Source organism: Burkholderia sp. Se-20378 (genome assembly GCF_017104665.1).
In the GTDB taxonomy this organism is placed as follows: domain Bacteria; phylum Pseudomonadota; class Gammaproteobacteria; order Burkholderiales; family Burkholderiaceae; genus Burkholderia; species Burkholderia lata.
In genome coordinates this window covers 1-6008 of the sequence record NZ_JAAGPG010000502.1, presented here as the reverse complement: position 1 = coordinate 6008, position 6008 = coordinate 1, and the positions used below count along the sequence as shown (strand labels likewise).

7 protein-coding genes are annotated in these 6008 nt (G+C 67.6%); 4 read left to right on the top strand and 3 right to left on the bottom strand.

The features are described from left to right. On the bottom strand, nt 1–600 hold a 600-nt coding region (locus G3N93_RS32270), incomplete at its 3' end, for a helix-turn-helix transcriptional regulator (protein WP_206134779.1). Between the two features lie 105 nt (nt 601–705). Between G3N93_RS32270 and G3N93_RS32265 the strand changes: the two genes are divergently transcribed. After that, nucleotides 706–1473: a hypothetical protein gene (locus G3N93_RS32265; protein WP_307873439.1), complete on the top strand. Its 768-nt coding sequence runs from the start codon at nt 706–708 to the stop codon at nt 1471–1473. A gap of 56 nt (nt 1474–1529) precedes the next feature. Further along, nucleotides 1530–2354 (top strand): topoisomerase IV, encoded by an 825-nt coding sequence (locus G3N93_RS32260; protein WP_206134778.1) that lies wholly within the window; start codon nt 1530–1532, stop codon nt 2352–2354. 42 nt (nt 2355–2396) lie between these two features. Here the strand turns inward: G3N93_RS32260 and G3N93_RS32255 are convergent, their stop codons facing one another. Beyond that, entirely contained in the window at nt 2397–3326 is a 930-nt protein-coding gene (locus tag G3N93_RS32255; protein ID WP_174989762.1) for a phosphatidate cytidylyltransferase, read from the bottom strand. Nucleotides 3327–3363: 37 nt separating this feature from the next. Continuing rightward, nucleotides 3364–3996 (bottom strand): lysophospholipid acyltransferase family protein, encoded by a 633-nt coding sequence (locus G3N93_RS32250; RefSeq protein WP_011351684.1) that lies wholly within the window; start codon nt 3994–3996, stop codon nt 3364–3366. Nucleotides 3997–4452: 456 nt separating this feature from the next. Between G3N93_RS32250 and G3N93_RS32245 the strand changes: the two genes are divergently transcribed. Together G3N93_RS32245 and G3N93_RS32240 are read left to right on the top strand one after the other, a co-directional pair. Then, nucleotides 4453–5058: a CDP-alcohol phosphatidyltransferase family protein gene (locus G3N93_RS32245; RefSeq protein ID WP_174934699.1), complete on the top strand. Its 606-nt coding sequence runs from the start codon at nt 4453–4455 to the stop codon at nt 5056–5058. A gap of 82 nt (nt 5059–5140) precedes the next feature. Continuing rightward, nucleotides 5141–6008: alpha/beta hydrolase (locus tag G3N93_RS32240; RefSeq protein WP_206134777.1), on the top strand; the 868-nt coding region annotated here is incomplete at its 3' end.

Genomic DNA, 6008 nt, shown 5'->3' with positions numbered 1-6008 from the left:
CGTGCCGAGCCGCGCCATCGCCGGCTCGAAGCCGTCGTGTGCGCCGGGCCGGCGCGGCGGCGCTTGGCTCGCGGCGGCCGGCTCGAACGCGAGCCGTTGCCGCATCAGCCCGGCCACCCACGGCCGGATCAGGTCAAGCAGCGCCACCTGCTCGGGGCTGAAGCGCCGCTTGCTGCCGAGCGACAGGCACAGCGTGCGCGCATCGTCGAGCACGACGTTGAACTGCACCTCGTCCTCGACGACGTTGTGCGTGAAATAGAGCGTGTAGTACTCGGTATCGCGGAAGCATTCGGGCGCGACGTCGGACAGCCGGAACAGGCCGCTCTTCGGCGCGTCGCGGTTCGCGATGTAGAACGGGTCGAGCTGGTACAGGCCCTGCACGTAGTCGCGGAACAGCGGGTCGGGGCCGCCGCCTTCGTACGGGCATTCGGCGAACACCTGCGGGCGGCCGTCGCCGAACGTCAGCGCGACCCAGCTGTCGACCGCGACGTATTCCTCGATCAGCCGGATCAGGGCCAGCCAGAAGCCCGGCTGGTCGAGCGACTCGATGAGCCGCCCGACCGACCGGTGCCATGCGACATCCTGCAACGTGAGGTTCATGCGTAGGTCCATGTCGGCAGGTGCGATGCGCGCTTGCGGTGCCGCGCCGTGCGTGTACGCTACGGGCTCGCGGGCCGATTCCCGCGTGCATCGAACGGAGCCTGGGTGAAGAACGAGATCGTAACGCCGGCCGGCGCGAATGGCGAGGCCGTACGCCGCCGCCGGTTCGCCGCGGCTGTCGCCGTGCATGCCGCGATGGCATGCCTGGGCGCGACGGCCTTGCCGACGGCCGCTGCCACGCCGCCGGCGTCGTGCAATGATCAGCTGACGCAGTTGATCGTGCCGGCACTGCGGCAGACAGCGATGAACCGGCGCGACATCCACGTCGACGTGGACGAGCGTGACGGCAACGTCTATCGCCTCCGGCTGTTCACGATACCGGCCCACTCGGGCACGCCGAATCGCGAGGCGACGATCGGCTGGGTGACACTCGATACGCAGGCGATGCGTGCGCTCGACGTCACGCGCGATCCCGACCGGCCGGACGTACTGAACATCGACCGGCGCGCGTTGTCACGATTCGTGTCGACGTGCGTTGCACCGGCGGCGCCGGTCGCGCCCGTGCGCAACGCCGTCGATTGCGATGCGCTGAACCGCCGCGCGCAGGCGCAGGGCGATTACGTGACGGGTAGCGACGCCGGGCGGGTCGTCATCGGCAACGGGCGCCTGCCGTTCCATTCCGCGCCGGACGATGCATGCCGGATCGACGGGGTGTTCGTCGTCGAGCACGACCACGTCGATGCACGGACCGACTATGGCCGTTTCACGTCGGTCGTCTATCTGAATCCGCGCACACGCCGCATCGCCGAAGGGTGGGTGTCAACCACGCGGCTGAAACCGGACGGCACCGGCATCGCGCCACGGCAACCGTGATCGTGTGGGCCCGCCACCATCCGCTACGTATCTTTTCGACCAGAACGATCTTCGTCATGACAGTCCCGCACCGGAACACACGTCTGAAGCCGTTCGCGGCTTCGCTCGCCGCGCTTGGCGCACTCGCGGTGCTGACCGCACTCTCTGCGTTGTCGCCCGTTTATGCGGCCGAGCCGGCCCAGCCTGATCGTCTGTTGAAAACCTTCATCCACGACACGTATGGCAAGTGGCGTGCGGACCGCAAGGGCTGGCAGGCGGACGGGGACGATCTAATCCATGCGCCGTGCGGTTCGCTGCGCGTCGCGACCGCGGATGGCCCGCGCACGCTGCTCGCGATGTGCGGCGAGACCGAGGCGGCGGTACAGAACGGGATGCCGGGGATGGATTCGGACGCAACGACCGGCACGATCGACCTGTACGTGCTGAAGCCGGCGGCCAGCGGCACGACGCTCGAGCCGATCGTGAAGAAAACGGAGATCGCGTCGGGCAAGCGCGGCGAGCCGGGCACGGTGCGCATCGAGCGGCTCGGGCCGCACCTGTTCGGGTTCGTCATCGGCGAAAGCGACATGCGGCAAGGCTATACGCAAAGCTTCCGCGCGATCTGGCTGCCGGTCGGCAATGCGTTGGTGCTGGCGGCGGCGCGCATCGACGAGGCGCTCGACAACGCGGACTCGACCGAATGTGCGAACGCCCAGGCGCGTTGCGAGGAACGTCGCTTCGAGATCGCGCCGGACCTGAGCGGCACCGGCGACGTCTATCCGTTGACAGTCACGGAAACGGGCACACGCGGCGACAAGGCCATCCACGCGCGCTATACGGTGAAGTTCGACGCGGCGCGTGGCCGCTACGTCGTGCCGAAGGCATTGCGCGAAGGGTACTGATCCTTCGCGCGCAGGAACGGGCGGCGTTGGGCCGCCCGCGCCTTACACGTACAGATACCGCACGAGGTGGAAGAACACCGGCGCGGCGAAGCAGATCGAGTCGACGCGATCGAGCATCCCGCCGTGGCCCGCGATCATCGAGCCCCAGTCCTTGGTGCCGAGCGAGCGCTTGACGGCGGACAGCACGAGGCCGCCGACGAAGCCCGCGATCACGATCGCGAGCGAGATGCCGAACGCCGACCCGAAGCTGAACGGCGTCACGCGATACAGCGATGCGCCGCACAGCGTGGCCAGCAAGCCGCCGCCGACGAACCCTTCGATCGTCTTCGACGGCGACAGCTGCGGCGCGATCTTGCGCTTGCCGAACAGCTTGCCGACCACGTACTGCAGCACGTCGCTGATCTGCACGACGAACAGGAAGAAGAACAGCAGCAGCGCGTTCTGCCCCGTGTAGTGCGGAATGTCGAGGATCAGCACGGCCGGCGCATGGCTCAGCCCGTACACGCACACCATCAGCGCCCAGTTGATCTTCGCGTTGCGGCTGAGGAATTCGCGCGTGTCCTGCGTGAGAGCCGACACGAGCGACATCGCGAAGAACAGGTGCACGGGCACGAAGATCGAATACATCCCGTACCAGTTGATCCCGAGCAGCAGGTACTGCACGGGGATCGCGACGAAGAACGCGATGAACAGCGTCGTATGGTCGCTCGCGGTGGTTGGCGTGAGCGTGATGAATTCACGCAGCGTCAGGTAGGACAGCACCGCGAACACCAGATACGTGATGTTGTTGCCGAGGCCGATCGCGATGGCCATGATCGCGATCATCGCCCACCACGCACGGATGCGCTGGTTCAGGTTGACGATGGTCGCGCTCGTGCCGCCGCTGCGTGCGCCGAGGATCGCGCCGATCACGGTCGCGACGACGAGCACGCCCGTGACGCCCGCGACCAGTTCCCAGAAAATTGTTCGCATTGTTGATATCCGGAAAGGGGAGAAGAGGGCGCCGCGTTCAGCCGGCCGGCCGCTGCGGCGGCGCGAGCGCGACGACTGCGTCGCGCATGCGGGCGAGGAACGTCGGCTTGTCTTCCTGGGCGCCGAGCGCGTCGTTCGCGCCGAAGTGCACCTTGCAGATCAGCGGCACCGGCCAGATCGCGCCCTTCGGCATGATCCGTTGCAGGTTCTCGAGATAGACGGGCGCGAGCGCGACGTCCGGAAACTCGGTCGCGAGGTGGAACAGCCCGCTCTTGAACGGCTGCGGGAGGATCTCCGCGCCGCGCGTGCCTTCCGGGAAGATGATGATCGAATGGCCCTGCTTGAGCGCGTCGCGCACCGGGTCGAGCGGGTCGCCGCCGGATTCGCGGTGACGATCGATCAGCACGACGTTCAGCAGCTTCTGCGCGATGTGGCGCTTCATGTCGCTGCTGTCCCAGTAGTCGCGCGCGGCGACCGGCCGCACGACCGCGCGCACGTTGCGCGGCAGCGCGGCGAGGATCGCGAGCGTGTCGATATGGCTCGTGTGGTTCGAGAAGTAGATCTTCTGCGTCGGGGAAGGCGGCGCCTGATGCCAGACCGGATAAGCGCCGGCGACGAGCCGCACGATGGACAGCAGGAAATCGCGCTGCCAGACGTTGAGGATGTTCATCGGCGCTGCGCCTCCTGCCTGCCTGCATGGCCCGCTGCGCGTGAGCGGCGGGCGGGACCCCGGAATGCCGGCGCGGCAGGATGCGCGCCGGACGGCCCTTGTTTAAATTTTTTCAAATTCGTGGCTGCCTGTCGCGGGTCCGCGATAATCGGACGGTTCGCCGTCACACGCTGTTGCGTCGCGGCGAATGCGCCGGTCGGCGGCGTGATAATCGGCTGTTGCACGAGTGCCCGTTTGCAGTTCGAATGGATCTCGCTGCGATCGGGCCAGCGGATTATCGCGAGTTTCCGTCAAAAACGCCAGATTGGCGCCGCGTGTGCGGGCCGGACGCCTGCTTGACGCATCGGGGCCGCTCGGCGACGATTAGGGCCGTCCATGGAAGGCCGTCCAAGGCCGTTTCGCCGCCCGGGGCATGGCGGCGGGAAACGTATCCGACTGTGCCGCGCAAATAAAACGATGAGCCTCTACGCACTCAAACCCAAATTCCAGAACCGTCTGCGTCCGTTCGCGAACGCGCTTGCCGAGCGCGGCGTCACGGCCAACCAGGTCACGCTGTTCGCGGCCGGCGGCTCGATCGTCGTCGGCGCGCTTGCCGGCCTCGGCGTGTTTGCCCGCGCGCTGTTCCTGCTGATTCCGCTGTGGCTGTTCGCGCGGATGGCGCTCAACGCGATCGACGGGATGCTCGCGCGCGAGCACGACCAGAAGAGCACGCTCGGCGCGTACCTGAACGAACTCGGCGACGTCGTGTCCGATATCGCGCTGGTGCTGCCGTTTCTCGCAATTCCCGCGTTCGCTCCGGCAGACGTCTGGCTGTTCGCGCTGACGGCGGTGATCGTCGAATGCGCGGGGCTGATCGGCCCGCTGGTCGGCGTGAGCCGCCGCTACGACGGCCCGTTCGGCAAGAGCGACCGCGCGCTCGCCCTCGGCGCGTTCGCGCTGTGGATCGGGCTCGGGTTTCCGGTCGGCGGCGTCGCAGCATGGTTGTGGCGGCTGCTGATCGTGCTGTCGATCGTCACCGTGGTGCGGCGCGTGCAGGCCGGCATCGCGGAAAAGGGCGGTTGAAAAGGTCGTCCAGAGCGGTTGCGGTACCGGGCGCCGGAGGGCGGCGCACCAAGATTCAAATAACGAAACGAGAGAGAAACGCATGAGCGCACGCATGGCCCGCGAGGCCGACTTCATCACGCACGACGGCGAAACGCTGTTCTATCGTCACTGGCCCGCCACGGGCCCGCGCTGCCGCGGCGCCATCGTGTTGCTGCATCGCGGCCACGAACACTCGGCGCGCGTCGCGCACCTGGTCGACGAACTCGACCTGCCCGATTTCGCGTTCTTCGCGTGGGATGCGCGCGGCCACGGCCGCTCGCCCGGCGCGCGCGGCTACAGCCCGAGCGCGGCCGCGTCGGTGCGCGACCTGCAGACCTTCGTCGAACATATCCGCGACACGCACGGCATCGCGATTGAGGACATGGCCGTGGTCGGCCAGAGCGTCGGCGCGGTGCTCGCGGCCACCTGGGCGCACGATTATGCGCCGCCGATCCGTGCGCTCGTGGTCGCGTCGCCTGCGTTCCACATCAAGCTCTACGTGCCGTTCGCGCGGCCGGGCCTGCGGCTGATGCACAAGCTGCGCGGGCTGTTCTACGTGAACAGCTACGTGAAGCCGAAATTCCTCACGCACGATCCCGAGCGGATCGCGAGCTATGCGTCCGATCCGCTGATCACGCGGCCGATCGCGGTCAACATGCTGCTCGACCTGCACGACACCGCGCAGCGGATCGTCGCCGACGCGGCCGCGATCACCGTGCCGACGCAGCTGCTGATCTCGGGCGCCGACTGGGTCGTGCATCGCGGCCCGCAGGACCGCTTCTTCGAACGCCTCGGCGCCGCGCGCAAGGAGCGCATCGTGCTGCCGGGCTTCTATCACGACACGCTCGGCGAACGCGACCGCGCGCAGGCGCTCGCACCGCTGCGTGCATTCGTGCTGCGCGAATTCGATGCACCGAGCCCGCGCGTGT